The organism is Longispora urticae, from assembly GCF_053902585.1.
The window spans coordinates 1-24,806 of record NZ_JAQZSH010000028.1; the positions used below are offsets into that span (position 1 = coordinate 1).

At 72.5% G+C, this 24,806-nt stretch carries 27 protein-coding genes; 12 read left to right on the forward strand and 15 right to left on the reverse strand.

Annotation, left to right across the window (positions count from 1 at the left end):
* Positions 1-85 precede the first annotated feature (85 nt).
* The 3 genes from PT931_RS17930 to PT931_RS17940 form a co-directional block, all read right to left on the reverse strand.
* Complete coding sequence (locus tag PT931_RS17930; RefSeq protein WP_456246875.1) at positions 86-952, reverse strand: effector binding domain-containing protein; 867 nt, start codon at positions 950-952, stop codon at positions 86-88.
* A 149-nt stretch (positions 953-1,101) separates the two neighbouring features.
* Positions 1,102-2,373, reverse strand: coding sequence for an RNA polymerase sigma factor (locus PT931_RS17935; RefSeq protein ID WP_456246876.1), 1,272 nt, complete (start codon positions 2,371-2,373; stop codon positions 1,102-1,104).
* Positions 2,374-2,378: 5 nt separating this feature from the next.
* Positions 2,379-2,723 carry a YciI family protein gene (locus tag PT931_RS17940; protein WP_456246877.1) on the reverse strand — a complete coding sequence of 115 codons (345 nt, stop codon included), beginning with the start codon at positions 2,721-2,723 and terminating at the stop codon, positions 2,379-2,381.
* Between the two features lie 323 nt (positions 2,724-3,046).
* Between PT931_RS17940 and coaA the strand changes: the two genes are divergently transcribed.
* Positions 3,047-4,015, forward strand: a complete 969-nt coding sequence (coaA, locus tag PT931_RS17945; protein WP_456246878.1) for a type I pantothenate kinase — start codon at positions 3,047-3,049, stop codon at positions 4,013-4,015.
* Between the two features lie 106 nt (positions 4,016-4,121).
* On the opposite strand, the gene PT931_RS17950 is transcribed toward coaA, so the two are convergent.
* Positions 4,122-5,267: an RNA polymerase sigma factor gene (locus tag PT931_RS17950; RefSeq protein ID WP_456247114.1), complete on the reverse strand. Its 1,146-nt coding sequence runs from the start codon at positions 5,265-5,267 to the stop codon at positions 4,122-4,124.
* Between the two features lie 8 nt (positions 5,268-5,275).
* Positions 5,276-5,683 carry a YciI family protein gene (locus tag PT931_RS17955; RefSeq protein ID WP_456246879.1) on the reverse strand — a complete coding sequence of 136 codons (408 nt, stop codon included), beginning with the start codon at positions 5,681-5,683 and terminating at the stop codon, positions 5,276-5,278.
* A gap of 245 nt (positions 5,684-5,928) precedes the next feature.
* Here PT931_RS17955 and PT931_RS17960 point away from each other — a divergent pair, with 245 nt between their 5' ends.
* Positions 5,929-6,138: a hypothetical protein gene (locus tag PT931_RS17960; protein ID WP_363722479.1), complete on the forward strand. Its 210-nt coding sequence runs from the start codon at positions 5,929-5,931 to the stop codon at positions 6,136-6,138.
* A 232-nt stretch (positions 6,139-6,370) separates the two neighbouring features.
* On the opposite strand, the gene PT931_RS17965 is transcribed toward PT931_RS17960, so the two are convergent.
* Complete coding sequence (locus PT931_RS17965) at positions 6,371-7,210, reverse strand: alpha/beta fold hydrolase (protein ID WP_456246880.1); 840 nt, start codon at positions 7,208-7,210, stop codon at positions 6,371-6,373.
* 80 nt (positions 7,211-7,290) lie between these two features.
* Between PT931_RS17965 and PT931_RS17970 the strand changes: the two genes are divergently transcribed.
* Positions 7,291-7,890, forward strand: a complete 600-nt coding sequence (locus PT931_RS17970; protein ID WP_456246881.1) for a TetR/AcrR family transcriptional regulator — start codon at positions 7,291-7,293, stop codon at positions 7,888-7,890.
* Positions 7,891-7,995: 105 nt separating this feature from the next.
* On the opposite strand, the gene PT931_RS17975 is transcribed toward PT931_RS17970, so the two are convergent.
* The 4 genes from PT931_RS17975 to PT931_RS17990 all read right to left on the reverse strand — a co-directional run bounded on the left by PT931_RS17975 (position 7,996) and on the right by PT931_RS17990 (position 12,910).
* Positions 7,996-9,099, reverse strand: coding sequence for a hypothetical protein (locus PT931_RS17975; RefSeq protein ID WP_456246882.1), 1,104 nt, complete (start codon positions 9,097-9,099; stop codon positions 7,996-7,998).
* A 457-nt stretch (positions 9,100-9,556) separates the two neighbouring features.
* Positions 9,557-10,297, reverse strand: coding sequence for a succinate dehydrogenase/fumarate reductase iron-sulfur subunit (locus tag PT931_RS17980; RefSeq protein ID WP_456246883.1), 741 nt, complete (start codon positions 10,295-10,297; stop codon positions 9,557-9,559).
* Positions 10,297-12,225, reverse strand: coding sequence for a fumarate reductase/succinate dehydrogenase flavoprotein subunit (locus tag PT931_RS17985; protein WP_456246884.1), 1,929 nt, complete (start codon positions 12,223-12,225; stop codon positions 10,297-10,299). Before PT931_RS17985 ends, PT931_RS17980 begins: the two co-directional genes overlap by 1 nt.
* 1 nt (position 12,226) lies before the next feature.
* Positions 12,227-12,910 carry a succinate dehydrogenase cytochrome b subunit gene (locus PT931_RS17990; protein WP_456246885.1) on the reverse strand — a complete coding sequence of 228 codons (684 nt, stop codon included), beginning with the start codon at positions 12,908-12,910 and terminating at the stop codon, positions 12,227-12,229.
* A gap of 81 nt (positions 12,911-12,991) precedes the next feature.
* Between PT931_RS17990 and PT931_RS17995 the strand changes: the two genes are divergently transcribed.
* The 5 genes from PT931_RS17995 (at position 12,992) to PT931_RS18015 (ending at position 16,884) form a co-directional block, all read left to right on the forward strand.
* Positions 12,992-13,882, forward strand: a complete 891-nt coding sequence (locus tag PT931_RS17995; protein WP_456246886.1) for a LysR family transcriptional regulator — start codon at positions 12,992-12,994, stop codon at positions 13,880-13,882.
* Between the two features lie 98 nt (positions 13,883-13,980).
* Positions 13,981-14,316 carry a hypothetical protein gene (locus tag PT931_RS18000; RefSeq protein WP_456246887.1) on the forward strand — a complete coding sequence of 112 codons (336 nt, stop codon included), beginning with the start codon at positions 13,981-13,983 and terminating at the stop codon, positions 14,314-14,316.
* A gap of 90 nt (positions 14,317-14,406) precedes the next feature.
* A complete protein-coding gene (locus PT931_RS18005) occupies positions 14,407-14,814 on the forward strand; it encodes a hypothetical protein (protein WP_456246888.1) in 408 nt (135 codons plus the stop codon).
* Between the two features lie 49 nt (positions 14,815-14,863).
* Positions 14,864-15,769 (forward strand): tyrosine-type recombinase/integrase, encoded by a 906-nt coding sequence (locus PT931_RS18010; RefSeq protein WP_456246889.1) that lies wholly within the window; start codon positions 14,864-14,866, stop codon positions 15,767-15,769.
* A gap of 251 nt (positions 15,770-16,020) precedes the next feature.
* The gene (locus PT931_RS18015; RefSeq protein ID WP_456246890.1) at positions 16,021-16,884 is read left to right on the forward strand and encodes a GNAT family N-acetyltransferase; all 864 of its coding nucleotides are present in this window, start codon (positions 16,021-16,023) and stop codon (positions 16,882-16,884) included.
* 27 nt (positions 16,885-16,911) lie between these two features.
* Here the strand turns inward: PT931_RS18015 and PT931_RS18020 are convergent, their stop codons facing one another.
* Positions 16,912-17,364: a hypothetical protein gene (locus PT931_RS18020; RefSeq protein WP_363722503.1), complete on the reverse strand. Its 453-nt coding sequence runs from the start codon at positions 17,362-17,364 to the stop codon at positions 16,912-16,914.
* A 67-nt stretch (positions 17,365-17,431) separates the two neighbouring features.
* On the opposite strand from PT931_RS18020, the gene rpsD reads away from it, so the two are divergent.
* Entirely contained in the window at positions 17,432-18,040 is a 609-nt protein-coding gene (rpsD, locus tag PT931_RS18025; protein WP_363722505.1) for a 30S ribosomal protein S4, read from the forward strand.
* A gap of 36 nt (positions 18,041-18,076) precedes the next feature.
* Positions 18,077-18,757, forward strand: coding sequence for a thymidine kinase (locus PT931_RS18030; protein WP_456246891.1), 681 nt, complete (start codon positions 18,077-18,079; stop codon positions 18,755-18,757).
* A gap of 4 nt (positions 18,758-18,761) precedes the next feature.
* Here the strand turns inward: PT931_RS18030 and PT931_RS18035 are convergent, their stop codons facing one another.
* The 4 genes from PT931_RS18035 to PT931_RS18050 all read right to left on the reverse strand — a co-directional run bounded on the left by PT931_RS18035 (position 18,762) and on the right by PT931_RS18050 (position 22,662).
* Positions 18,762-19,340: a hypothetical protein gene (locus PT931_RS18035; RefSeq protein WP_456246892.1), complete on the reverse strand. Its 579-nt coding sequence runs from the start codon at positions 19,338-19,340 to the stop codon at positions 18,762-18,764.
* Positions 19,341-19,448: 108 nt separating this feature from the next.
* A complete protein-coding gene (locus PT931_RS18040; protein ID WP_456246893.1) occupies positions 19,449-20,588 on the reverse strand; it encodes an amidohydrolase in 1,140 nt (379 codons plus the stop codon).
* A gap of 5 nt (positions 20,589-20,593) precedes the next feature.
* A complete protein-coding gene (locus PT931_RS18045; RefSeq protein ID WP_456246894.1) occupies positions 20,594-21,922 on the reverse strand; it encodes an MFS transporter in 1,329 nt (442 codons plus the stop codon).
* On the reverse strand, positions 21,922-22,662 hold the full coding sequence (locus tag PT931_RS18050; protein WP_456246895.1) for a glycerophosphodiester phosphodiesterase family protein: 741 nt from the start codon (positions 22,660-22,662) through the stop codon (positions 21,922-21,924). The genes PT931_RS18045 and PT931_RS18050 overlap by 1 nt, the downstream gene beginning before the upstream one ends.
* Positions 22,663-22,738: 76 nt before the next feature.
* Here PT931_RS18050 and PT931_RS18055 point away from each other — a divergent pair, with 76 nt between their 5' ends.
* Together PT931_RS18055 and PT931_RS18060 are read left to right on the forward strand one after the other, a co-directional pair.
* The gene (locus tag PT931_RS18055; protein ID WP_456246896.1) at positions 22,739-24,307 is read left to right on the forward strand and encodes an Hsp70 family protein; all 1,569 of its coding nucleotides are present in this window, start codon (positions 22,739-22,741) and stop codon (positions 24,305-24,307) included.
* 10 nt (positions 24,308-24,317) lie between these two features.
* Positions 24,318-24,623 carry a hypothetical protein gene (locus tag PT931_RS18060; protein WP_456246897.1) on the forward strand — a complete coding sequence of 102 codons (306 nt, stop codon included), beginning with the start codon at positions 24,318-24,320 and terminating at the stop codon, positions 24,621-24,623.
* Positions 24,624-24,806: the final 183 nt, after the last annotated feature.

Consider the following 24,806-nt stretch of genomic DNA (forward strand, 5'->3'; position numbering starts at 1 on the left):
GGGGGCGGGGGCCGGGGCCCCGCCCCGACCGACGGGCCCCGGAGCATGTGACTGCTCCGGGGCCCGTCGGTCCGCGTCGGGGCTGTCAGTCCGTCACCCGCTCCACCGGGATCCACAACTGCGCGTCGGCGTGCGCGCCGTCCTGCGACAGCCGGGTCGACAGCACCTCCGGGCCGGGCACGCTCCGGTACGGGTTCGACGGGAACCACTGGGTGTACACGTCCCGCCACAGGTACTGCAACGCGCGCGGGAACTCCCCGGAACTGTCGAACACGGCCCACGTGCCGGCCGGCACGGTCAGCGTCTCCATGTCCTCCGGCGCGGCGGCCGACGTCACCGCCCCGTGCCAGTAGTCGAGTTCGGTGCCCTCGGCGCGCCCCTCGGCCAGGTTGTCGGTGACCGCGACGATCCCGGCGGGCTCCCCGTCGGCCAGGGCGGCGATCCGGTCGAGGGTGTCCCTCCCGAGGCCGCGGATGAACGCGACGATCGCCGGGTTCATGCCCTCGTGCACGAGCGGCACCCGCGCCCTCCTGCCGACCACGGTGAACGCCTCCCGCTCCACGATCCGGTACCGCATGCCACTGCTCCCTTCGACGACGAGACGGAAGGTCATCCGGGGCTGGGAGTACAGGGCCGCGCCCGTGCGGCGGGCCTCCCCGGGGCCGACGCCGTGCAGGGCGCGGAACGCGCGCGCGAACGCCTCGCCCGACCCGTAGCCGTACCGCACGGCGATGTCCAGCAGGGTCCGGTCCCCGGCGAGCACCTCGGCCCCGGCGACGGTGAGCCGCCGGCGCCGCACGTACTCGGCCAGGCCGACGCCCGCCAGGGCCGCGAACAACCGCCGCAGGTGGTACTCGGACGTGACGGCGATCCGGGCCAGCTCGGCCGTGTCGACCGGCTGGTCGAGATGGGCCTCGAGGTGGTCCATGGCCCGGTTCAGCGGTTCCAGCACTCCCGGCCTCCCTTCCTTGTGCCACCGAGCCTAGGAGGACCGCACCCGGGCGGACCCGACATCCTGTGCCCGGTCCGGTCGGGTCCCGCCCCGGACGCCACTCAGGTGCTCGGACCTGCGGAGACCCGCCTCGCGGAACCGGGGCCGGATCAGTCGGCCACGTGGTCGTCGGTCGCCGGCTCCTCCACCGACGCCAGTCTGCGCCGCAGATGCTCCCGCTCGGGCTCCGTCCCGGCCAGCTCCAGCGCCTCCCGGTACGCCGCCGCGGCCTCGGGCCCCCGCCCCAGCTGGCGGAGCAGGTCGGCCCGGGTCGCCGGGTACAGGTGGTACCCGCGCAGCTTCGGCTCGTCGGCCAGCGCGTCGAGCAGGGCCAGCCCCGCCTGCGGCCCGTCGCGCATCGCCACCGCCGCCGCCCGGTTCAGCGCGACGACCGGCGACGGGGTGAGGCCGAGGAGCACGTCGTAGAGCGCGACGATCTGCGGCCAGTCCGTGCCCGCCACGTCGGGGGCCTCGTCGTGCAGGGCGGCGATGGCGGCCTGCACCCCGTACGGGCCGGGCGGGCCGCCGGTCAGCGCCGCGAACACCAGGGCGCCGCCCTCCTCGATCATCGGGCGGTCCCACAGCGCCCGGTCCTGGTCGGCGAGGAGCACGGGGGCGCCGTCCGGGCCGGTCCGGGCGGCGCGGCGGGCGTGCACGAGCAGCAGCAGGCCGAGCAGGCCGGCGACCTCGCGTTCGGCGGGCAGCAGGCGGCGGAGGATCCGGGCGAGGCGGACGGCCTCCTCGGCGAGGTCCAGGCGTTGCAGGGTGGGGCCGGAGCTGGCCGCGTACCCCTCGGTGAAGATCGAATAGACCACCTGGAGCACGCCGGGCAGGCGTTCGGGCAGCTCGTCGGCGCCGGGCACCCGGAACGGGATCCGGGTGTCGCGGATCTTCTTCTTGGCCCGCACGATCCGCTGCGCCATGGTCGCGGCCGGCACCAGGAACGCCCGCGCCACCTCGACGGTGGTCAGGTCCGCCAGACAGCGCAACGTCAGCGCGGCCCTGTCCTCGGCGGGCAGCGCCGGGTGCGCGCAGGTGAAGAACAGCCGCAGGCGCTCGTCGGGCAGCTCCCCGTCGGCGTCGGCGGGCGGTGCCGGATCGGCCCGGTCGGCCTCGGCCTGCAGGATCGCCAACCGGGCGGCGTACGCCTTGTCCCGGCGGAGCCGGTCGACGGCCTTGCGCCGCGCCGTGGTCAGCAGCCAGGCCCCCGGCCGGGTGGGCACGCCGTCGACCGGCCAGTGCGTCAGCGCCGCCTCGATCGCCTCCGAGGCCACCTCCTCGGCCAGGTCCAGGTCGCCGAAGCGGTGGACGAGGGCGGCCAGCAGCCGGCCGCGTTCCTCGCGGAACACCGCCTCGACGGATGCGGCCGCCCGCTCGTCCATCGCCGTCAGCCCTCGAAGTCGGCGACCGGCCGGACCTCGATCGTGCCGCCGCCGCGCGACCCCGGGCAGCGGGCGGCCCAGTCCAGCGCGGCGTCGAGGTCCGCGACGTCGATGACGTAGTAGCCGCCGAGCACCTCCCGGGTCTCGGCGAACGGCCCGTCGGTGACCGTGCGGTCCCCGGCGTCGCCGACCCGGACGGTCGTGGCCGTGGTCAGGTCCGCCAGGGAGTGTCCGGCGACGAAGATGCCCGCCTCCTGGACCTCCTTGTCGTAGGCCATCCAGTCCTCGAACACCGGCGGGGTGCACAGGCTCGCGTCCTCGGGCTGCGCGGCGGCGTAGATCAACATCATGTACTTCACGGTGTCACTCCTGTGGTCCTCGCGGGGCGGGGTCGCCTCACAGCATGACGACGAACGACGACCGCACAGATCGACACCCAGGCAAAAAATTCGCCGGGTACGCGTCCCCACACGGTCCGACCGAGCTTCCCCGCGCGCTCCGGTGGCGTCCGCGCGCTCCCTGGCCGTCCCGCACCGGTCCACGGGCCCCCGGGCCGTCCGGGCGCCCCCGCACGGCCGCCGCCCGGTGTGGCGCGCGACACGCCGCAACGCCCGGAGGCGAGGTAATTCACACTTTGTTCACGGCGGTGTCCTCCGGTGACACGATGGGGGCCATGACCTTCCTCGCCGAGACGGCGGCGCCGCCCGCGCCCTGGTGGGAGCTGGAACGATCGGCTCTCGCCCGGCTCGCGGCCGGCTGGTCGTCGCGGCTCACCCCGGCCGAGCTCGAACCGCTGCGCAGCCTCGGGGACCGCCTCGACGCCGCCGAGCTCGCCCAGGTGCTGCTGCCCGTGGCGCTGCTCGTGGAGGCGTACGCGACGGGCACCCAGGCCCGGCAGAACGCCCTCGACACGCTCCTGGCCAGCGTCGACACCCCCGGCCCGCCGCACGCCCCGTTCGTGATCGGCATCGCCGGCGGGGTGGCGGTCGGCAAGTCCACGGTCGCCCGGGTGCTCCGCGAACTGCTGTCCCGCGGCCCCGGCCACCCCAACGTCGAGCTGATCACCACCGACGGTTTCCTGCTGCCCAACGCGGAGCTGGAGCGCCGGGGGCTGATGAGCCGCAAGGGGTTCCCCGAGTCGTACAACGCCCGCGCGTTGCGCCGGTTCCTCGCGGCCGTCAAGGGCGGCGCGGACAAGGTCTCCGCCCCGGTGTACTCGCACCTGGCCTACGACGTGCTCCCCGACGAGCGGGTCGTCATCGCCCGCCCCGACGTGCTGATCGTCGAGGGCATCAACGTGCTCCAGCCGCCCCGGACCGGCCCGAACAAGCGCAGCCAGCTCGCCGTGTCCGACTTCTTTGACTTCTCCATCTACGTGGACGCGCGCCTGGAGCACGTCCGCCGCTGGTACATGGAACGGTTCCTGACCCTGCGCCGGACCGCGTTCGCCGACCCGGCGTCGTTCTTCCACCGGTACGCCTCCCTCAGCGACACCGACGCCGAGGCCACCGCGCAGCGGATCTTCCGGGAGATCAACGAGGTCAACCTGGTGGAGAACATCCAGCCGACCCGCAGCCGGGCGAACCTGGTGCTGCGGAAGGGCGCGGACCACGCGGTGGAGCGGGTGCTGGTCCGGCACTGACCGCCCGCCGTCCGTAGACAGGCCGACAGTCCAGTCCTCCTGCGGCGCGGCCCGCCACCCGGGTGCCCCCTTCGCCCCTCGCCCCTGACCACGGCCGCCGCTTCCGTCAGGGCATCCGGCGGGCGTTGAGCCGGGCCGCCTGGCGGGTCAGATGCTCGCGTTCGGCGAGGTTGGCCGCCTTCCGGGCCGCCTCCGCGTACAGCCGGGCCGCCGCCGTCAGGTCCCCGTCGCGCTCCCGCAGGTACGCCTCCACCGCCGTGTGCCGGGGCAACGATCCGTCCAGCGCCGCGAGTGCCGCCAGACCGGCGCGCGGCCCGTCCGCCTCGCCCACGGCGACCGCGCGGTTGAGCCGGACGACCGGGCTGCCGGTGAGGCGCGCGAGCTCGTCGTACCACTCGACGATCTGCACCCAGTCGGTCTCCCCGGCGGTCGGCGCGTCGGCGTGCAGTGCCGCGATGGCCGCCTGGGCCTGGTACTCGCCCAGCCGGTCCCGGGCGAGCGCCGCCTGGAGGACCTCGACCCCCTCGCTGATCACCGCGGTGTCCCACCGGCCGCGGTCCTGCTCGGCGAGCGGCACCAGGCTGCCGTCGGGCGTGGTCCGGGCGGCGCGCCGGGCGTGGTGCAGGAGCATCAGGGCCAGCAGCCCCGCCACCTCGGGATGGTCGATCGCCGCCGCGAGCTGCCGGGTGAGGCGGACCGCCTCGGCGGCGAGGTCCACGTCCCCGGAGTAGCCCTCGTTGAAGACCAGGTAGAGGACCCGCAGCACGGTGGCGACGTCGCCGGGCTGGTCGAACCGCACGCCCGAGACCGTGCGCTTGGCCCGGCTGATCCGCTGCGCCATGGTCGCCTCGGGCACCAGGTACGCGTCCGCGATCTGGCGGGTGGTCAGCCCACCGACGGCGCGCAGGGTGAGCGCGACCGCCGACGACGGGGTCAGCGACGGATGGGCGCACAGGAAGTACAGCTGGAGCGTGTCGTCGACCGCCGGCGTGGGCCCGGGCGCCGGTTCCTCGTCGACGAGGTCCTCCCGCCGGCGGCGGGCGGTGTCCGCGCGGGTCGCGTCGAGGAACTTGCGCCAGGCGGCGGTGACCAGCCAGCCCTTCGGATCCCGGGGCGGGTCGGCCGGCCAGACCCGGAGGGCCTCGACCAGCGCGTCCTGCACCGCGTCCTCGGCCGCCGCGAAGTCGGCTCCGCGGCGGACGAGGATCGCGAGCACGCTGGGGGTGAGGCTCCGGAGAAGAATCCCGTCCACCTCGGTACTCATTCGGTGATGGTGGGGGACTCGCCGTAGAACGGGCGCACCTCGAGCCACTCGTGGATCGGCTTGCCGCCCGCGCCGGGGGCCGCCGACAGTTCCCCGGCGAGCTCGACGGCGCGCTCCTGGCTGTCGACGTCGATGATCATCCAGCCGGCGATGAGGTCCTTGGTCTCGGCGAACGGGCCGTCGGTGACCGGCGGGCGGCCCTCGCCGTCGTACCGGACCCACAGGCCCTCGGGGGCCAGGGCCTGGCCGTCGACGTACTCGCCGGTCCCCTCCAGCCGTGCCGCGAAGTCGCGCATGTACTGGATGTGGTCCGTGATCTCCTCCGGCGTCCACTGGTCCATGGCCACGTCGTTCACGGCGGCCGGGGCACCCCGGTAGTGCTTGAGCAGCAGGTACTTCGCCATTGTGGTTCTCCTTCGCACTGTCGCGACCCATTCTCGTCGCTCTCACAGCAGGGACGGAGCCGGCCACGGGTTCTCGACATCCGCGCCGGAACTTTTTTCGAAGCCGTCGTCGGAGGGGTGAGCCGTCCCGCGGTGTCCGGGTCGGCGATGCTTTGCCACGGTGTCTGGTGACGTGTCCCGGGGCCCGGGACCGCTGCCCGATCGACGACTTTGCGGGGTGGCGGACGCCGGTCATAGTTGGCTGCATGGGTCTGTTCAAGCACATCAAACGATCGATCAAGTACCGCATCATGCGGAAGATATTCGGCAAGCACTACGGCGGACACGGCCACTACGGCCACCACGGCTACCCGCCGCCCCCGCCGCACTACGGCCACGGCCCGGGCTACGGCCACGGCTACCGGCACGGTGGGCACGGTTACCGGCACGGCGGCCGCTACGGCTACCGGCACTAGTCGCCTCGGGGCCCTCGCCGCGTCCGTGGCGGGGGCTCGACCGCCCACCTTGACCGACCGCCGGTGTCGCCAGCCGAGATCCCGGGCGGCGCGTCGTTCTTCGTGGCGCGGGGTCAGTTCGCGGCGCGCAGCGGCGCTCCGGGCCGCGGCCACGCGCGGGTCGGCCTCGTGCGTCTGAGGCAGTTCCCCGAGAACCGGGATCAGCCGCGTCCGCACGCGGGTCGGCCCCGTTCTAGCGGGCGACGGCCCGGGTCCGCTCGATGATGTCGGGCCAGAGCTCCTCGGGCAGGTTGTGCCCCATGCCGGGGTAGCTGACGAAGGACGCGCCGGGGATCTGGCGGGCGGTGTCGCGCCCGGCCGCAGGCCGGACCAGCGGATCCTCGGCCCCGGCGATGACGACGGTCGGGCGGGTGACGGTACTCAGCGGCGGGACCGTGAACCGGCGGCTCGCGGCGTTCTGGCGCACCGTGGTGCCGGGGTCGCGGGGGTGCCGGTCGTGGCTGAGCGTGGCGACCTTCCGGGCCCAGGCCTCGGGGAACGGGTAGCCGGGCGAGGCGACGGTGCGGTACACGGAGACGAGGTTGTCGATCTCCTGCTCGCGGGTGCTGGCCCTGGGCAGCCGGGCGAGCTTGGCCACGGTGCCGAACCGGACGTAGCGCAGGGTCCGCAGGGTGCCGGCCGTGACGGGGGTGCCCATGACGCTGACCAGGGAACGGACGCGTTCGGGGTGCAGCAGGGTCAGGGCCTGGCCGATGGCCGCGCCCAGGGACGCGCCGAACACGTTGGCGTCGGACCAGCCGACGGCGTCGAGTACGGCGAGCGCGTCGTCGACCATGTCGTTGCCGGTGTAGGAGTCGCCCTTGGCGAAGTGCGTGGACAGCCCGGTGTCGCGGTTGTCGAACCGGGCGACGGCGAACCCGGCGGCGACCAGCCGCTCGCAGAAGTCGTCGGGCCACCACACCATCTGGTAGTCGAGCCCCATGATCATCAGTAGCGGGATGCCGGTGGTCGGGTCGCCCAGTACCTCGTAGGCGATCTTCACGTCTTTGTTGGCCGCGTACCGCACGGTCATGGCGTCCCTCCCGAGTTTCGCGATGCGGTCACACCATGACCGCGTTTTTATCATACACTCGTATTGCGAAAGGAGCTCCGATGCCCAAGAAGGTCGACCACGAGGAACGGCGCCGAGCGCTCGCCGAGGCCGTCTTCGCCGTGATCGGCGACCGGGGCATCGAGGCCGTCAGCCTGCGCGACGTCGCCCGGCAGGCCGACGTGTCGCTGGGGACGGTCCAGCACTACTTCGCCACCAAGCACGAGATGCTGCTGTTCGCGCTCGGCCACCTGCGCGACCGGATCGGCCGCCGGCTCGCCGCCGAGATGGCCCTGTTGCCGCAGCCCGCGACGCGGCGCGCCACGGTCCGACACACGCTGCGCGCCACCATGCCGATCGACGGCCCGAGCCGCCACGAGGCCGTGGTCACCATCGCCTTCTTCTCCTACGCGACCGTCGACCCGGCCTACGCCCGGCTGCTGCACGACAGCTACACCCGGATCCTCGCCGTCCTGCGCGGCTGGTTCACCGAGGCGGAGGCCGCCGGTGAACTGCGGGCCGGGATCGACGCCGCGACCGAGGCCACCTCGCTGTACGTGCTGACCCAGGGGCTCGTCGGACCGCTGCTGATCGGGACGTTCACGCCGGAGGAGGCCGTGGGGCTCCTCGACGGGGCCCTCGACCGGATCTTCGCGCCCTGAGCCCAGCGTGGCCCGGGCGACCCGGCGCCGGTGGACCGGTAGATCCTCCGGGCCGAGGGCGGACCCGACCCGCCCGCCGACGGTCCACGTCGGCGGCCGGCACGGCTACTCGGCTGAGGCCAGCTCGCCCGGGGCGCGCCTGATTCCCACCGGGCGCCACCCGCTCCAGTCGGCCCCGTTCGGGTAGGACTTCTGCCACAGTTCGCCGGCCCGGCTCACGCCGATCACCTCGAGGTGGCCGGTGCTGGTAGTGCCGCAGGCGACGTCCCGCATTTCCGCCGGGGCGTCCAGGTCCCGCCAACCCGGCTTCGGGTGCCCCTGCCAGTGGTCGCGATGGCTGATCCCGCCGTCCGCGCGCACGACGAACACCTCCTGGTGCTCGTCCCAGCCGTTCAGCACGTCCATGGCCACGCAGGCCCGACCGAGCCCGGCTTCGAAGCCCTCTGCCCACTCCTGCCAGCCGCTGCCCGCCACATACCAGTGGTTCAGGATCCGCTGCCCCGTGCCGACCGCGAAGATCTCCATCAGGCTAGACGTCGGGACCGACGCCGCGATATCCCGGCATTCGCTGGTCGGCCGCATTCTCGTCCACTCGGCCTGCCAGGCCCCGTCCCGGTGGTGCCAGTTGTGCACGACGCCGCCGTACTCGTCGACCGCGAAGATCTCGCCGTGTCCCGGGCTCATGCTGAGCGCGGCGAGGCGCGCGATTCGGCCGTTCCGCGTGCTGCCGGGCAGCCTGGACCAGCTCGGCGCGCCGCCCGACAGTTGCAGGACCGCCGTCCAGACCTGCCCGTCGACGTCCGCGCACGCCACTTCGAGCTGGTCTGCGGCTGGCACCGAGGCGGCGACGTCCTTCACCGGGGTCGGCGGCCGCAGGTCCTGCCAGGCGGACCACCGCCCGGGTTCCTGATAGGTGGCGGCCAGGAGGCCGCCCGCCTGGGTGACGGCCAGGAGGTGCATCACGCCGCTGCCCGGGCAGGCGGTCGCGACCGCCTGGAACCCGGACCGGGTACCGCGCCGCGCACCGCCCGGGCGCAGGCCGGTCACCACGGCGAGCACGACAGCGATCACCCCGCCGATCGCCAGCGGCACCGCGAAGCGGCCGACCCACTCCTGCTCGGCCAGGCCGGTGAGCAGATTGGTGACGGCGCCGATCGCGGTGGTCGCGACCACCGCGCCCAGACTCAGGGCGGCCCGACCTCCACGCATTACCCGAACCTCCCACCGCGCGAACCGAGGCTCCAGGCTATAGCGCGCTGTCGATCTTCAACCCGGGCAGGTCCTGCCGGTCATGGTCCGGGGCCTGCGCGGCCGCCATGATCGGCAGGACCTGCCCGGGGGCGTGTCCCGGATCAGCCAGGTCACACCCAGGCGACGGGCTTGACGGCGATCCGGCAACGCCTTCGGCCCCGTCGTGCCAGGGCGAAGTATCCGGGTGGTGGTGAGTCAACGCCGGGTATTCCGCGTGGCGCGGAGTCGACCCAGACCGAACGCCCTGGTGGCAGGCACCCGCCTGGGTCGGGGCAGGCGGATGGCAGGGACCAGGTTGACCGGACACCCATCCGACCGATGCGGAACGCGACCGTGGTGGAGTGCCAGCCAGGGCCGGACACACGCGTGGCGGGGACCCGGAGGCCCCCGCCACGTCAGTACCCGTCGAAGGGTGTTATGCCTTGCTGGCCTTCAGGAAGTCCCGGTTCAGTCGGGAGATCGTCTCCAGCGGGATGCCCTTGGGGCACACGGCCGTGCACTCGCCGGTGTTGGTGCAGCCGCCGAAGTCCAGGTCGTCGTGCGCGGCGACCATGCCGAGCACCCGGGCGTCGCGCTCGGGCTGGCCCTGGGGGAGCAGCCCCAGGTGGGTGATCTTCGCGGCGGTGAACAGCATGCCGGAGCCGTTCGGGCACGCGGCCACGCACGCGCCGCAGCCGATGCAGGTCGCGGCCTCGAACGCGGCGTCGGCGTCGGGCTTGGCGACCGGCGCGGCGTGCGCGTCGGGGGCCGACCCGGTGGGGGCCGAGATGAAGCCACCCGCCTGGATGATCTTGTCGAAGGCGGAGCGGTCGACGACCAGGTCCTTGATCACCGGGAACGGCTTGGCGCGCCACGGCTCGATGTCGATCGTGTCGCCGTCCTTGTACGACCGCATGTGCAGCTGGCAGGTCGTCGTGGCCTTCTTCGGGCCGTGCGGCGTCCCGTTGATCACCAGGCTGCACGCGCCGCAGATGCCCTCGCGGCAGTCGTGGTCGAAGGCGACCGGCTCGTCACCGGCCAGGATCAGCTGCTCGTTGAGGACGTCGAGCATCTCCAGGAAGGACATGTCCGGGGACACGTCGGCCACCTGGTAGCTGACCATCTTCCCCTTGGCGTCGGAGTCCGCCTGCCGCCAGATGCGCAGAGTCAGGTTCATTACTTGTAGCTCCTCTGCGACGGCTTGACGTACTCGAACACGAGCTCCTCCTTGTGCAGCACCGGCGCGGTACCGGTGTGCTCCCAGGCGGCGACGTAGCTGAAGTTCTCGTCGTCGCGCTGGGCCTCCCCGTCGGGGGTCTGGCTCTCGGCGCGGAAGTGCCCGCCGCAGCTCTCGGTGCGCACCAGCGCGTCGAGGCACATCAGCTCGGCCAGGTCGAAGAAGTCCACGACCCGCCCGGCGCGCTCCAGGGCCTGGTTGAGGCCCTCGCCGGTGCCGGAGACCTTGACGCGCTTCCAAAACTCCGCGCGCAGCTCGGGGATGCGTTCCAGCGCCTTGCGCAGGCCGGCCTCGGAGCGCTCCATGCCGCAGTACTCCCACATGAGCTGGCCCAGCTCGCGGTGGAAGGAGTCGGCGGTGCGGTCGCCGTCGTTGTTCACCAGGCGCTCGATCTGGCCGTGCACCCTGGCCAGGGCCTCGGCCGCCTCCGGGGCCTCGTCCGAGACGGGAGCGAACGGCCCCGCCGCCAGGTAGTCGCCGATCGTGTTCGGCAGGACGAAGTACCCGTCGGCCAGGCCCTGCATCAGCGCCGACGCGCCGAGCCGGTTGGCCCCGTGGTCGGAGAAGTTGGCCTCACCGGCGACGAACAGGCCCGGGATCGTGGACTGCAGGTCGTAGTCGACCCACAGGCCGCCCATCGTGTAGTGCACGGCCGGGTAGATCCGCATCGGCGTGCTGTACGGGTCCTCGCCGGTGATCTGCGCGTACATCTCGAACAGGTTGCCGTACTTGGCCTCCACGGCCGGCTGGCCGAGCCGCTCGATGGCGGAGGCGAAGTCCAGGTAGACGCCGAGCCCGCCGGGGCCGACGCCGCGGCCCTCGTCGCACACGTTCTTCGCGGCGCGCGAGGCGATGTCGCGGGGCACGAGGTTGCCGAACGCCGGGTAGATCCGCTCGAGGTAGTAGTCGCGCTCGGCCTCGGGGATGTCCTTCGCGGGCCGGGGGTCGCCGCCCTTCAGCGGCACCCAGACCCGGCCGTCGTTGCGGAGCGACTCGCTCATCAGGGTCAGCTTCGACTGGTGCTCGCCGCTCACCGGGATGCAGGTCGGGTGGATCTGGGTGTAGCACGGGTTGGCGAAGTACGCGCCGCGCCGGTGCGCCCGCCAGGTGGCCGTGACGTTGCAGCCCTTGGCGTTGGTGGACAGGAAGAACACGTTGCCGTACCCGCCGGAGGCCAGCACCACGGCGTCGGCGTAGTGGGTGCCGACCTCGCCGGTGACCAGGTCACGGACCACGATGCCCCGGGCCCGGCCGTCGATGACGATCAGGTCGAGCATCTCGTGCCGGGAGTGCATCTTCACCGTGCCGGCCGCGATCTGGCGTTCGAGGGCCTGGTACGCGCCGAGCAGCAGCTGCTGGCCCGTCTGCCCCCGGGCGTAGAACGTGCGCGACACCTGCGCGCCGCCGAAGGAGCGGGTGTCGAGCAGGCCGCCGTACTCGCGCGCGAACGGCACGCCCTGCGCCACGCACTGGTCGATGATCTCCACGGAGATCTGCGCGAGGCGGTGCACGTTCGACTCGCGGGACCGGAAGTCGCCGCCCTTGACCGTGTCGTAGAACAGCCGGTGGATCGAGTCGCCGTCGTTGCGGTAGTTCTTCGCGGCGTTGATCCCGCCCTGCGCGGCGATGGAGTGCGCCCGGCGGGGGGAGTCCTGGTAGCAGAACGACTCGACCTGGTAGCCGAGCTCGCCCAGGGTCGCCGCCGCCGCCCCGCCGGCCAGGCCGGTACCGACGACGATGACCTTCAGCTTGCGCTTGTTGGCCGGGTTGACCAGCTTGGCGCCGAACCGGCGCTTGTCCCAGCGGGTCTCGACGGGCCCCTCGGGGGCCTTGGTGTCCTTGATCGGCTCACCCAGAGAGAAGTTCATGTCATTTCACCAATCCGGTGAGGACCGCGAACGGCACGGACAGGAACATCGCGCACAGCAGGACGGAGAACCCGAGGGCGACGCCCTTGAGGAACTTCTCCCGCCGCGCGTTGCTGCGTCCGAGCGTCTGGAGGGCGCTCCAGAGGCCGTGGCGCAGGTGGAAGCCGATCGTGACGATCGACAGGACGTAGAACGCGGTCACGTACCAGCGCGACGGGGCGAAGTCGGCGGTCACGTTGCCGTAGGGCTTGCCGGCCGCCCCGACCGGGTTCAGGTGCCCGGTGGTGAGGTCGAGGATGTGGTAGATCACGAACAGCACGACGATCACGCCGCCCCAGCGCATGGTGCGCGCGGCGTAGGAGCCCTGCACGGGCTTGCGGTGCGCGTACTTCACCGGCCGGGCCTTCCTCGCCCGGATCGCCAGGGAGGTGGCCGACCAGATGTGCAGCCCGACGGCGGCGAGCAGGCCGATCCTGGCCAGCCACAGGAAGCCCTCGTGCGGCAGGATCGGCGTCAGGAGGGTGCGCAGCCAGTGCGAGTAGTGGTCGAAGGACTCCTCGCCGAGGAACACCTTCATGTTCCCGAGCGCATGGAAGAACAGGAACCCGACGAGCAGTACGCCCGTCACCGCCATCACGGCTTTTTTGCCGACCGTCGACCTCGTCAACGACCTGGACCTCGTCATAACTGCCACATCGTCTGACGCTAGGGCCGTAACGGTCAGTCGTCTAATGCATCGCGGGTCCATGGTCCATTCCTCTAGGCTATGGACATGCAGCTCCAACAGCTCCGGTACTTCCTCGCGGTCGCAGATTCCCGGCATTTCACCCAGGCGGCCGAGGCGGTGGGTGTGACTCAACCCACGCTGAGTAAGCAGATTCACACTCTGGAGGAGGATCTCGGGGCGGCGCTGTTCCACCGCAACCGGGGCGCGATCACGCTCACCGAGGCCGGCGAGGCGCTGCTGCCCCTGGCCCAGCGGATCGTCGCCGACGCCGAGACCGCCCGGCACGAGATCGGCGACCTGATCGGCCTGCGGACCGGCCGGCTGCGGCTGGGGGCCACCCCGAGCCTGTGCACGTCCCTGGCCGCCGAGACCCTCAAGCTGTTCCGGGACCGCCACCCGGACATCCGGCTCCAGGTCGAGGAGGGCGGCTCCCAGGATCTGGTCCGCGCGCTGACCGGCGGCGACCTGGATCTCGCCCTGATCATCCTGCCGGAGTCGGGCACGGACCCGACCCTGCACACCGAGCCGCTGCTCACCGAGAGCCTGGTGGTCGCCTCGGCGTCGCCGCTGCACCACCGCGAACTGGAGATCACCGACCTGCGGCACCAGGACCTGGTGATGTTCCGCCCCGGCTACGACCTGCGCGACGCGACCCTGGAGGCGTGCGCGAAGGCCGGCTTCACCCCGACGTTCGCGGTCGAGGGCGGCGAGATGGACGCGGTACTCGGCTTCGTGGAGGTCGGCCTCGGGGTGGCCCTGGTGCCCCGGATGGTCCTCGCGGGCCGGCCCCGGCTGCACGCCACGCCCCTGGCCGCACCCGGCGTGCCCCGCACCGTCGCGCTCGCCCGCCGCCGCGACGTCGAACCCTCGCACGCGGCGAAGGCCTTCCAGGACATCCTCGTCGGATACCTGGAAGGCCGGCCGCGCTGAAAAGACCCCAACCCTCAACGTGTACTTGACGTCAAGCTCAACGTGAGGTTGAGGGTTTATCCCGTTGCCCGCCTCCGGATACTGGCCGCGACGCGACGATGGACAACGTCGCGATCGTGGGCGGCACCGACGCCGAGCCCGAGCTCGTCGTGTTCGACTTCGACCTGGCCGGCGACGGGTACGCGGTCGCGGACTTCCCCTTCGGCTCTCCCCACTGGGAACACTTCCTCTCCGGGTACGCCGAGGTCCGGCCGCTCGCGCCGGAGGACCTGGGGGCCGAACCGTGGCTCGACGCCGTGGAGGTCCTCGCGGGCCTGCGGTTCCACCTGGTCACCAAGCCCCGGTGGCGCGGCACGGAGTCACTCGGGGAGGGCTGGCTGGACCAGACCCTCGCCGACCTGCGGGACCTCGCCGCGGCCCTGCCGACCGGCTGACCCGTCCGGACCGAGTGGACAAAGCAGGCCGAAGGGAGGCAACCTCACCCGGCCCAGCGGGGTGGCGCGGATCCACTACCATCCACCCTCGTGCATCCTCAACAGCCTCAGGGCATCACGATCAACACCAAGTACACGTGGATGGCCTTCATGTTGGCCATGTTCAAGCCGAAGGCCTTGATCAACGGCCACCAGGTCAACCTCGTCTGGGGTGACAACCCCATCCCGGTCCCGCCGGGCACGCACACCATCGAGGTCTGGGTCCCCTACCTCTGGAAGATCGGCCAGGCCGTCATCCAGGTGACCGTCCACCCGGGTGGCAGCGTCCCCGTGTTCTACGCCGCTCCGGCGATCACGTTCATGAAGGGCGCCATCGGCACCCAGCCCGTCGAGGTGCCCGGCAAGCTCGCCGGCATCCTGCTGATGGTCGTCCCGCTGGCGCTCATCGTGCTGTGCTGCTGTGGCAGTGCGATCCTGAGCGCGGTCGACGGCTCCTGACGGCGCGGGCGGTGGGAGGCCGGCCCAGCGGTGTGGTTGTCTTGACACCATGGAGCTGGCCCCCGCCGCCGCAGCACTGCCCGTAGGTTTCCAGACCCCGTCCGCCGCCCGGATCGCCGCCGCGTTCCTGCTGGCCTACCGGGGCAACACCCGCGCCGCGTACGCGGCGGACCTGACCCACTTCGGCCGGTGGTGCGCGACCCTCGACGTGGACGTGCTGGCCTGTTCCCGCGCCCACCTCGACGCCTACGTCGAGCAGCAGACCCGCGACGGCGCCGCCGCGACCACGATCCGCCGCCGGATGTCGGCCGTCGCCGGCTTCTACGCCTACGCCGTCGACGAGGGCCTGATCACCCGCAGCCCCGCGACCCGGGTCCGTCGGCCCGCCGCCGGGGACAACGTGCAGTCCACCGGCCTGACGGTCGCCGAGGCCGGCGAGCTGATCGCCGCCGCCGAGGCGCACTCGCCCCGCGCCGCCGTCATCGTCCTGTTGTCCCTGCTCCTGGGCCTGCGGGTCAGCGAGCTGTGCACGGCCACCGTCGCCGACCTCAGCTACCAGCGCGGCCACCGGGTGCTCACCGTGACCCGCAAGGGCGGCAAACGCCAGACCATGGCTGTGCCGCCCCGGGCCGCCGCCGCGATCGACGACTACCTGGGCGACCGCCGCGAAGGCCCCATCCTGTGTACGGCGACCGGCAAGCCCCTCGACCGGCACGCCCTGTGGCGCCTGATCCGCAGGCTCGCCGCCGTGGCCGTCCCGCACCTCGCCGACCGGCTGCACCCGCACGACCTGCGGCACACGTGCGCCACGCTGGCCCTGGACGCCGGGGCGGCGCTCCGCGACGTGCAGGACCTCCTGGGGCACGCCGACCCGCGCACCACCCGGCGGTACGACCGGGCCCGGTTCAGCCTGGACCGCTCGCCGAGCCACCAGTTGGCCGTGCTGCTGGGCTGACCCCGGGGCCGTGCCACCGGGTGGGCGGCTCCGCTCCCGGGCTGGTCCGCGCGGTGCCTCCGGCCCTACTCGCGCGCTCGCGCCGACTTCCGGCGGCCGGGCCCCGCGGCCGCCACGGTGGCCCCCGGACCGGTCGCCCGGCTCCCGGCGCGAACGCCACCGGGCACGGCCCGCGATCGGGGCCGCCGCCTCCCCGGACCCGCCCGGAAATCCGGTGGCCCCCCGGGCGTGTCGCTGCGACGCTCTGTCGCATGACACGCCTCGACTACTCCGGTCCGGCCGACCTGCGCGCGATGCAGGCCCTGACCGCCCGCCTGTGGTCCCGCCGGTCCCAGTGGACCGTCGGTGACCTGGCCTGGAACCGTTACCTGCACGTGGGCCGCGAGTCCGAGTGGGCCACCTCGCTGTGGGAGCACGACGGCGAGGTGGTCGCCTGGTGCTGGGTCCGCGAGGGCGGCGACCTGGACCTGTGCGTGGACCCGGCGCACGCCGACCTCGTGGACGAGGTGCTCGCCTGGGGCCTGGCCGCGCTCGACCTCGCCCGGTACGAGGCGCAGATCCTCGACGCGGAGGAGCACCTGGCCGCCGGGCTGCTGCGGGCCGGGTTCACGGCCGCCACGGACGGACCGTTCTTCCTGCACACGGGCCGTGACCTGCTCGACCTGCCGACTCCGGTGCTGCCGGAGGGCTTCACGGTCCGCCCGGTGCGCGGCGCCGCCGACGCCGCCCGGTGGGCCGAGGTGCACCAGGCCGCGTTCCATCCGTCGCGGGTGACCGCCGAGAGCTACCTGAACGTGACGGCCGCGTGGCCGTACCGGGCCGGGTTCGACCACGTGGTGGTGGCCCCGGACGGCCGGTTCGCCGCGTACTGCCTGGGCTGGTACGACGAGGCGAACCGGGTGGGGGAGTTCGAGCCGGTCGGTACCCATCCGGATTTCCGCCGTCGGGGGCTGGCCCGGGCGGTGTGCGCGTCGGTGCTGCACGCGTTCCGGGCGGCGGGCGCGGAGACGGCGATCGTGCACTGCCGGGGCGACGACGACTATCCGCAGGCCCTGGCCCTGTACACGGACCTGGGCTTCGAGGGTTACGCCCGCACCGTGACCTACACGCGGTAGCGGCCCATGGGGGCGGCGGCCCGGTCCCTACGTCAGGATCGGCGCCGCCGCCAGGTACTCGTCCACGTCCACGTCGACGAGGCTGTCGCCGTGCGCGAGACGGACCTCGGCGACGTCGAGACGGTAGAGGGTGTGCTCCTCGCCGATCCCGAGCAGGTCGGGCAGCGGGTTGACGTCGGCGAACTCGCACGCCGCCGACCGGGCCTCGTCCCCGTCGAGGCGGGTGGCCCAGCCCGACAGCCACAGCCGGCCGTGCTCGCAGTGGTCGACGGACAGGATCACCCCGGTGTCGGTGTCGCCCGGTTCGGGGCGCAGCGCGGTGGCGAGGTGGCTGTGGTCGTGGACGAGGAGCAGGGGCTGGCCGTCGGCCCCGGTGGCGTGGCGGACCCGCAGCGGGCACCGGTAGCCGCGGACGTGGGCGGTGCCGAGGAGGCGGCCGGTGGCCAGGGTCCGGGCGACCGCTGCTGGGCTGGGGTACATATGACCGTCCTCCGATGCATGTTAGCCTTACCTAACTTAGTGCAGGCTAACCTATAAAGGAGACGGTGTGAACCAGGCCCGACCCAAGGTGCGGCTCTCCCGCGCGCTCGGCATCCCGCTGACGCCCAAGTGCGTGAAGTACTTCGAGCGGCGGCCGTACCCGCCTGGTGTGCACGGTCGCAGCCGCAAGAAGGTCACCGACTACGGCACCCGGCTGCTGGAGAAGCAGCGGCTGCGTCACCAGTACAACGTGAGCGAGAAGCAGTTGCGGCGCGCCTTCGACGAGGCGGTGCGGATGACGGGCAAGACCGGCGACAATCTGATCGCCCTCCTCGAGCAGCGGCTCGACGCGGTGGTCCTGCGCTCCGGCATCGCCCGCACCATCTACCAGGCCCGCCAGTTCGTCACGCACCGTCACATCCTGGTGAACGGCCGCCGCGTCGACAAGCCGTCCTACCGGCTGCGGCCCGGCGACACCGTCGAGGTGGCCGAGAAGAGCAAGGCCATGGACCCGTTCCTGGTCTCCGCCGCCGGCGCGCACGTCGGGGGACAGCCCGCGCCGTACCTGGACGTGACGATCAGCGCGCTGCGGGTGACGCTGCTGGCCGTGCCGCCGCGCGCGGTCATCCCGGTGATCTGTGACGTGCAGATGATCGTGGAGTTCTACAGCCGATAGCCGGCGCGGGGAGCCGTGCCGGTATGGTGGCTCCCCGTGACCTCTGACGCTCTCGCGGTGCCGGCCGCCGGTGACGGGAGGCTCCGCCACGGGGCCTCCCTCAAGTTCTTCTACGGCCCGATGGACTGCGGCAAGTCCACCCTGGCGCTGCAGATGAACCACAACCACGCCCGGCAGGGCCGCCGCGGGCTGCTGCTCACGAAGCTGGACCGGTCCGGCAGCGCGCAGATCACCAGCCGGATCGGCCTGGGCAGCGACGCCCTGGAACTCCGCGACGATGTGGACCTGCGCGACCTGGTCCGCGCGCACTGGGCGGGCGGCGAGCGGGTGGACTACCTGATCTGCGACGAGGCCCAGTTCTACACCGTGGAGCAGATCGAGCAGCTCGCGGACCTGGTGGACTGCTCCGACGTGGACGTCTACGCCTTCGGGCTGGCCACCGACTTCCGCTCCGAGCTGTTCCCGGCCGCGCGCCGGCTGCTGGAGCTGGCCGACTCGGTGTCGCGGTTGCAGGTGGAGGTGCTGTGCTGGTGCGGCCGGGAGGGCAACTTCAACGCCCGGATCGTCGGCGACGCGGTGATCCGGCACGGCGCGCAGGTGGTGATCGGTGACACCGCCGGGGACTGTGTGCGCTACCAGGTGATGTGCCGGCGACACTACCGGACCGGTGACCTCGGTCCGGTAGCGCCGAACGCCGGCCAGTTGCGTCTGGCCTGAGCGGCTACCGGTTCGCCGGCACCGGTACGGGCACCGGCAGGCAGGAGGCCGCGCCGCCCACACTCGACGTGAGTCCGGTGACGGTGGTGGTCAGCCCGGTGACCTGGCCGAGCAGCCCGGTCACGTCGGGTAGGCCGCCGCCGAGCGCCTTGAGCAGGTTCTGCAGCAGGGCGAAGACCTGGCTGAGCAGGCCGGCGGCGGGTGCGGCGCACGCGGGTACGGCCGGGGTGCCCGGCAGCGGCGGGATCGGCAGCGCCTCGGCCTCGTCGGCCGCGGGCACGGGTACGGGCAGCGGCACGGCCGTCGCCGGGTTCGGCAGGCAGTTCAGGGTGACCAGGTTGGTCGCGGTGCTGGTGAGCTTGCCGACGATCCCGGTCACCTTGCCCAGGTCGGGCGGCAGGGCCCCGAGCGCGCCGGTGACATCGGTCAACGCCTTGGTCAGATCGCTGGTGAGGTCGGCGCACGCGGCCGCCCCCTCGGGTTTGTCGGTGGCCGCCGAGACCCCCGACGCCGGTAACACGGCGAGGGCGGCCAACGCGGCGAGTGACACCCCGAGAATCTTGATCTTCCTGGTGCCGATCATCTTTCCTCCGTCCCAACTGGGAGAATCCTGTCGGCGACCGCATACGGGCAGCAACCGATAGTTACGCACCGTAGTTGATGCGCTCGGAAAAAAGAGGGCGATTCGGAATTATCTCGTTATCTGAAAAAAGTACGTTTTCGCGGCGTTGGCCAACGCGGCGACCCCGATTTCCAGCGTAGGGTGGATGTCCGGCGCGAATCTGGGCGAGTGGTTCGAGTCGCCTTCGCCGCCACCGAGCAGCCAGAACACCGACGGCACGCCGGCCGCGGCGCCGAACAGGCCGAAGTCCTCGCTGCCCGACGCCGGGCCGATCGGCACCACGGTCAGCCCTGCGGCCCGGAACCCCTCGGCGACCCGCTCGGTGGCCTCCGGCTCGTTCACCGTCAGCGGGAACGCGTGCTGCACCGTGAGTTCCGGCGCGCGGTCCGCCCCGGCCGCCGCGGCCTCGCCCCGGGCCAGCCGGTCGATGGCGGCGTGCACCCGGTCGCGGACCCCCGCGTCGAAGCTGCGCACGCTCAGCAGCAGCTCGGCGTCGTCCGGGATGATGTTGCCCCGGGTGCCGGCGTGCAGGGCGCCGACGGTGACGACCGCCGACTCGGTGGCGGCCACCTCGCGGGACACGATCGTCTGGAGCCGCAGCACGAGGGACGCGGCCATCAGCACCGGGTCCACCGTGGTCTCCGGGCGCGAGCCGTGCCCGCCCCGGCCGTGCAGGACGATCCGGATGCTGTCGGAGGCGGCGAACGCGATCCCGGGGCAGTAGGCCAGCACGCCGGCCGGCAGGGGCGCGACATGCTGCCCGAGGCACACGTCCGGGGTGCCGAACCGTTCGAACAGGCCGTCGGCGAGCATGGCCGCCGCGCCGCCCGCGCCCTCCTCGGCCGGCTGGAACACGGCCATCAGGGTGCCCCGCCACGCGTCGCGGTCCCGGACGAGTTCCTCGACCGCGCCCATCAGGCAGGTGACGTGCACGTCGTGCCCGCAGGCGTGCATGACCCCGGGCTCCGTGCTCGCGTACTCCAGCCCGGTGTCCTCGGTGACCGGCAGCGCGTCCATGTCGGCGCGCAGCAGCACCGTCGGCCCGTCGCCGTTGCGCAGCAGCCCCACGACCCCGGTGCCGGCGACCCCCTCGGTGACCTCCAGGCCGAGGGCGCGCAGGTGCGCGGCGGCGACCGCGGCGGTGCGGTGCTCCGCGAAGGACAGTTCGGGGTGGGCGTGCAGGTCGCGGTAGACCGCCTCGAGATCCATGCTGCCTAAAGTACCCGCGGGGGCACGTTGCCCGAGGCGACGATCGCGCGGCGCATCGGCACGGCGAGCAGGGCGAAGAACCCGACGACGAAGAACGCCAGCAGCATGACGATGCCGGCGCGGTAGCTGTGCGTGGCCTGGTACGTCAGGCCGAACACCAGCGGGCCGAGCCAGCTCATGCCCTTGTCGGCGAGGGCGTAGAAGCCGAAGTACTCGCCCTCCTTGCCGCGCGGGATCAGCTGGCTGAACAGCGACCGGCTCAGCGCCTGGCTGCCGCCGAGCACCAGGCCGAGCGCCGCGCCGAGCAGCATGAACGCGCCCGGGTTGTGCGCCGGCAGCCAGAACGCGGTGAGCACGACGCCGATCCACAGCACCAGGGACAGCAGCACCGTCTTCCACGCACCGATGCTCTTGGCGAGCCGGCCCAGGGTCAGCGCCCCGCCGAACGCGACGAACTGGATCACCAGGATCGTGGTGGCCAGGGTGCCGGTCTCCAGGCCCAGTTCCTCCGTGGCGTACAGGCTGGCCTGGGAGATGACCGTCTGGATGCCGTCGTTGTAGATCAGGTAGGCACCGAGGAAAGCGAGCGTCAGAGGGTACTTGCGCAGGTCGCGCAGCGTGTGCCCGAGCTGGCGGAACCCTGCCGTGACCCGGTTGCCCCCGACCGCGTTGACCTCGACGGGTTCGCGGTCGCGGAGCCGCACCAGCGACACGATGGTGAACACGCCCCACCACACGCCGGCGGACACCAGCACGTACCGGATGGACTCGCCCGTGCCGAACACCGCGAACGCCACCAGGCACAGCGCCAGGTGCAGGCCGCCGCCGATGTAGCCGAGCGACCAGCCGATGCTGGAGACCATGTCGCGTTTCTCGGGCGTGGCCAGCTGCGGCAGGAACGAGTTGTACACCACCGCCCCGGCCGACAGTGACATGGTGGCGATGATGAACAGCACCCCGCCCAGCAGGTACCGGTCTCCGGTGACGAACCAGAACCCGGACGTCGCGGCGATCCCGACCCCGGCGAACGCGCCGAGCAGCGTGCGCTTGCGCCGGGACCGGTCGGCGATCGCGCCCACCACGGGCAGTGTCACCACGGACAGGATCACGGCGAGCGTGACGAGGTACGGGTAGAACGAGCCGACCGCGATGTTGAGCCCGAGGGGGTGCACGTACCCGTCGGCGCACTTGTCGTCGGAGGCGCACCCGGCGGCGGCCTTGGCGATGCCCGTCAGGTACGGCGCGATGACCACGGCCGTCACGGTCGTGTAGAACGCGTGGTCCGCCCAGCCGTAGAAGTACCAGCCGACCCGTTCGCGGCGCGTGCTTTCCATCAGTGCTCCGTCCAGAGGCCACGGTTGCGGTACACGTCGCGCAGCACGTCGACGCGGTCGGTCATGATCCCGTCCACACCGAGATCGATAAGCGCGTTGATCGTGGTGGCGTCGTCGACCGTCCAGACGTGCACCCGGATCCCACACCCGTGCGCCGCTTCGACGAACCGCCTGTTGACCACGGTCACCGGACCGTAGCGCACCGGAACCTGGGCCGCGATCCCCGCGACGGGCTTTTTTCCCCGGAACCGCAGACCGGCCACCTCGCGCGGGGTCAGGGACGTGGCGACCCCGGGGGCGGCGGCCCGGATCCGCAGCAGGCGCGCCCCGTTGAACGTGGCCAGCAGGACCCGGTCGCGCGCCTTCGCCCGGTCGATCGCGGCCACCGTGGCGCTGATCGCGGCCTCGGACTTCACGTCGATGTTGAGCCGGGCGTCCGGCCACGCGGCCAGCAGCTCGTCGAGGCTGGGCACGGGTTCGCCGTCGACCCGCAGCTCGCGGACCTGTTCCCAGGTGCGGCCGGCGATGGTGCCGGGCCGGCCGGTGAGCCGGCGGGTGTCGGCGTCGTGGAAGACGACGGCCACCCCGTCGGAGGTGGCGTGCACGTCGGTCTCCAGGTACCGGTAGCCGAGCGTCACCGCCCGCTCGAAGGCCGCCATGGTGTTCTCGGCGCCCGCCGCCGCCCCGCCCCGGTGGGCGAACGCGATCGGGGCGGACTGGCCCGTCAGGTAAGGATGCACCGGGCCATTATGGTGTCCACCTGCGGTGGTTGTGGCACCCGACCGGCCGGTGGTGACGAGGCAGTAAGGTGCTCCCATGCGCGCCCTTGCCATCGACTTCGGCACCTCCAACACCGTCGCCATGTTGCGGACCCCCGACGGGCGGGTCCGACCGCTGCTGTTCGACGGTTCCCCCCTGCTGCCCTCGGCGGTGTATCTGCAGCCCGACGGCCGGATCACCATCGGCAAGGACGCCGAGCGCAGTGCGCGGCTGGACCCGAGCCGGTTCGAGCCGAACCCGAAGCGCCGGATCGACGACGGCACGATCTTCCTCGGCGACCAGGAGATCCCGGTGCCCCGGGTGATGGCCTACGTCCTGGAGCAGGTGATGGCCGAGACCCGCCGCCAGCTCGGCGGGGACCCGGAGCAGGTCCGGATGACGCACCCGGCCCGGTGGGGCGAGCAGCGCCGCCGGCTGCTGCTGGAGGCCGCGCGGATCGCCGGCATGAAGCAGCCGCAGCTGATCCCCGAGCCGGTCGGCGCCGCGTCGTACTTCACCGCCGTCCTCGGTTCCGGGGTGCCCGTGGGCCGGTCCCTGGCGATCTACGACCTCGGTGGCGGCACGTTCGACGCCACGGTGGTGCGCCGGACCCAGACCGGGTTCGAGGTGCTCGCCGAGGAGGGCCTGGGCGACATCGGCGGTGTCGACTTCGACCACGCGATCATCGAGCACCTCGGCAACACGTACGAGGCCAGCCACAGCGAGCTGTGGAAGCGTCTGATCAACCCGCAGGACGCCGGGGACCGCCGGCACCGCCGGATGCTCTACGAGGACGTGCGGGGCGCGAAGGAGATGCTGTCGCGTACCTCCGCGGCCGACATCCACCTCCCGGCCCTGGAGGTCGACGCGCACCTCACCCGTGAGGAGCTGGAGGCGCTGATCCGCCCGTACCTGGAGCGGACCGTCACGTGTCTGGAGCGCACGGTCACCAACGCGCGGCTGGCCCCGAAGGACCTGGTCGGCATCTTCCTGGTCGGCGGTTCCAGCCGCATCCCGCTGGCCGCGCACCTGATCCACAGCGAGCTGTCCGTGGCCCCGACGACCCTGGAGCAGCCCGAGACCGTCGTGGTCGAGGGTGCCCTGTGTGTGGGCGGCGCGCCGACCACCGGGTTCCGGCCGCAGTCGGGCGCGCCGCGTCAGGTCGCCCCGCAGGCGCAGCGGATCGCCCCGCAGCGCCCGAACCAGGGCCCCCCGGGTCCGCAGGGCCCGCAGCAGCAGCGGCCGATGCAGCCCCAGCAGGGGCCGCGCCCGCCGATGCCGGCCCCGGCCCCGCAGCGTCCCGTGGCCCCGCCGCGTCCGCCGGTGATGGCCCCGCGTCCGCAGCCGATGCAGCAGCAGCCCCGGCCGCCGATGATGGCCCCGCAGCCCCAGCCGCCGCGCCCGCCGATGCCGCAGGCCCGCCCGGCCGCGCCGATGCCCCAGCCGCCGCGTCCGGTGTCCCCGCCCCGGCCGCCGATGATGGCGCCGCAGACCCGGCCGATGCAGGTGCCGCAGCAGGTCGAGGAGACCAGCTGGTACAAGCAGACCGGGCCGATGGTCATGATCGTGGTGGCGGTGCTGGTCCTGATCAGCTTTATCGTGATCATGGTCCTGACCCTGGACTAGGGTCGGTGGGGTGGACGCTTTCGACGAGCTCGTCGACGAGCTGGCCGGCCGCGGTGTCGTGGCCGGCCAGCTGTTCGGCAAGCCGACCCTGAAGAACGCCAACGGCAAGGCCCTGGCCAGCCTGTTCGGCGACGCGGTCGTGTTCCGGCTGGTCGCGGGCACGCGTGAGCACGCGGAGGCGCTGGGGCTGGCCGGGGCGGAACTGTTCGACCCGGGCGGCTCGGGGCGGGCGATGCAGGACTGGGTGGTCGTCCCCGCCGCGCACGCCGACCGGTTCGTCCGGTTCGCGACGGCGGCCCTGGACCGCCTCCCCTAGATCGACACCCCCTCGACGGGTACGCGGCCGGGGCTCCCCACGGTGGGCGGCGACCCAGGGTGGCCAGGACGCTCGGACCTCATCCGACGGGGTGGCGTCACACGTTGGTCCGAACGCCCCTGGCCGCAGGTGCCCCAGTTGTCGCCGTCGAAGCTCCCGAACCGGGCGGACGGCGCTGTTCCC